This is a genomic window from Mesorhizobium sp. M4A.F.Ca.ET.022.05.2.1 (assembly GCF_003998845.1).
In the GTDB taxonomy this organism is placed as follows: Bacteria; Pseudomonadota; Alphaproteobacteria; order Rhizobiales; family Rhizobiaceae; genus Mesorhizobium.
In genome coordinates, this window is record NZ_RZOJ01000598.1 from 1 (window position 1) to 2606 (window position 2606).

The 2606-nt window shown below is 62.8% G+C and carries 1 protein-coding gene and 2 pseudogenes; 1 reads left to right on the plus strand and 2 read right to left on the minus strand.

Annotated features, from left to right (window positions below; all coding sequences use genetic code 11):
* A pseudogene (locus EN745_RS33355) lies at positions 1-189 on the minus strand (porin family protein); the annotation flags it as partial.
* A gap of 227 nt (positions 190-416) precedes the next feature.
* Positions 417-1769: a phosphoglucosamine mutase gene (glmM, locus tag EN745_RS33360; RefSeq protein ID WP_126057883.1), complete on the minus strand. Its 1353-nt coding sequence runs from the start codon at positions 1767-1769 to the stop codon at positions 417-419.
* Between the two features lie 372 nt (positions 1770-2141).
* Here glmM and EN745_RS33365 point away from each other — a divergent pair.
* Positions 2142-2606, plus strand: a pseudogene (locus EN745_RS33365) (hypothetical protein); the annotation flags it as partial.

Below are 2606 nucleotides of genomic sequence, written 5' to 3' on the forward strand. Positions count from 1 at the left end.
ACCCAAATTCGACCAGTGATAGTCGATATCGCCGCGGATGTACCAGCCGCCGACTTCGACCGGCTGCTCGTAGGCGACCGGCGGCGGCGCCGCTTCGACCACTGGCGGCTCCGTGAGATCGGCTGCGAGCGCTGGTGCCGCCACCCCCGCGAACAGCGCGGCAAACAATGCCATTCTTGTATTGAACATGCTGTCACCCCTAAGAAGCCTCGGGACGACACCCGCCCGAAGATGATTGACTTCGGGTTTGGATAATGAATTGCAAAGGTTAAAAGCCGTTTAACCGTACCGATTAACCACGAATCTATACAATTTTAGATAGAGTCGCATTGCGAACAGGGCCGACTGCATCGCTCGCGCACGGACAAAAAAGCCCGCCTGACGGCGGGCTTGCAGAGCTGGATTGCTTCGCGCACTCAGGCGGCGCTGCGCGTTTCCGAAATGACGCCGACGAGATCATTGACGACAGCCTCGACCAACTGCGGGTCGTCGCCCTCGGCCATGACGCGGATCAGCGGCTCGGTGCCGGAGGGCCGGATGACCAGCCGCCCGGCCTTGCCGAGCCGGTTGCGCGCATCCTCGATCGCCGCCTTGACCGGCGCCTCCTCGAGCGGCTTGCCACCGGCGATGCGGACATTCTTCAAGAGCTGCGGCACCGGCTCGAACTTCTTTGACAGCTCGCTGACCGGCCGGTTCTGCCGCTTGATGCAGGCCAGCACCTGCAGCGCCGACACAAGCCCGTCGCCCGTGGTCGAGAAATCCGAGAGCACGATGTGGCCGGATTGCTCGCCGCCGACATTCAATCCATGCGCGCGCATGTGCTCGACGACATAGCGGTCTCCCACCTTGGTACGGTGCAGCTGCAGCTTCATGTCGCCGAGGAAGCGTTCGAGGCCGAGGTTGGACATCACCGTCGACACGACACCGCCGCCGGCCAGACGCCCGCTCTGGTGCCAGGACTCGGCGATCAGCGCCATTATCTGGTCGCCATCGACGATGGCGCCGTTCTCGTCGACGATCACCACCCGGTCGGCGTCGCCGTCGAGCGCGATGCCGATATCGGCGCGCACTTCATGCACCTTCTTCTGCAGGCCGGCCGGATGGGTCGAGCCGCATTCCTTGTTGATGTTGAAGCCGTTGGGCTCGACATTGATGGCCACGACCTCGGCGCCGAGTTCCCAAAGTGCCTCGGGCGCCACCTTGTAGGCGGCGCCGTTGGCGCAATCGACGACGATCCTGAGTCCCGACAGCGACATTGAGCGCGGCAGCGTACGCTTGGCGAATTCGATATAGCGGTCGTGCACCCCGTCGACGCGCTTGGCGCGGCCGAGCCCGTCGGAATCAGCAAGCGCCAGCTCGATATCCTTGTCCAGCATGCCCTCGATGCGCTCCTCGATCTCGTCGGAGAGCTTATAGCCGTCGGGGCCGAACAGCTTGATGCCGTTGTCATAATACGGATTGTGCGAGGCCGAGATCATCACGCCGATGTCGGCGCGCAGCGAGCGCACCAGCATGGCGACCGCCGGCGTCGGAATGGGGCCAAGCAGGAACACGTCCATGCCGGCCGCGCACAGGCCCGACACCATCGCGTTCTCGATCATGTAGCCGGAAAGCCGCGTGTCCTTGCCGAGCACGACGCGGTGGCGATGGCTGCCGCGCTGGAACGAAAGGCCTGCCGCCATACCGACCCGCATGGCGACCTCGGCCGTCATCGGAAACTTGTTGGCGCGTCCGCGAATGCCGTCGGTGCCAAAATACTGCCCTGCCATGCGTTTCTAGATCCCCGTCGGTTTTTCAGCCGCCCGTATTGCCACAATTGAGCCGCACCCGATCATCACATTTCGTGATTATATATTACCATTCCTTAGAAAATCATTGTGCTGTGCTGGTCAAGTGATTCGACAGCCTAACATGGGCGTCGAGTCTTGCGGCAATGGACCAGGCGTTGCAGGTCCGTTGGCTGTAGATTCGCCCCGCAAACCTTGCTCAGGCGGACCAGATCGCAAGGATTCCATCACCTTATCGGGAGGAACACAGTTTGTGAGGGCGTCCGCGCTGGTAGCATCTGGCGCGGGCGGGCGTTGAGGGCTATTGGTTTCGCAAAGGGACAACCTATGGGCGACAGCAACGGAGAAAACGCCATGCTCATCCATCGACTTGCAACCTTGACGGGATTAGCCGTCGCAACCTTGTTCCTGGCGGCGCCGGCCAACGCGCTTACCATGGCCGAGTGTAGCACCAAGTATAACGCGGCAAAGGACGCCGGAACACTTAACGGCCAGACGTGGAACCAGTTCCGCAAGGCTGAATGCGGCACGGATGCCGCCGCCACCACCGACACCAAGCCCGCCAAGAAGACGGCGAAGGCAAGCGATGCGGCCAAGACCGACACCAAGGCGGCCGCCGACGACGACAACGCGGCCAAGGGCCTGACCGCGAAGGAATGCAGCACCAAGTACCAGGCCGCAAAGGCTGCCGGCACCTTGAACGGCATGAAGTGGAACGACTTCCGCAAGAGCGAGTGCGGCGCCGGAGCCCCCGCCGCAGCTGCCGACGCCAAACCCGCCAAGACCACCAAGGCGGCGGCCGCGACCGAGGAGACCGCC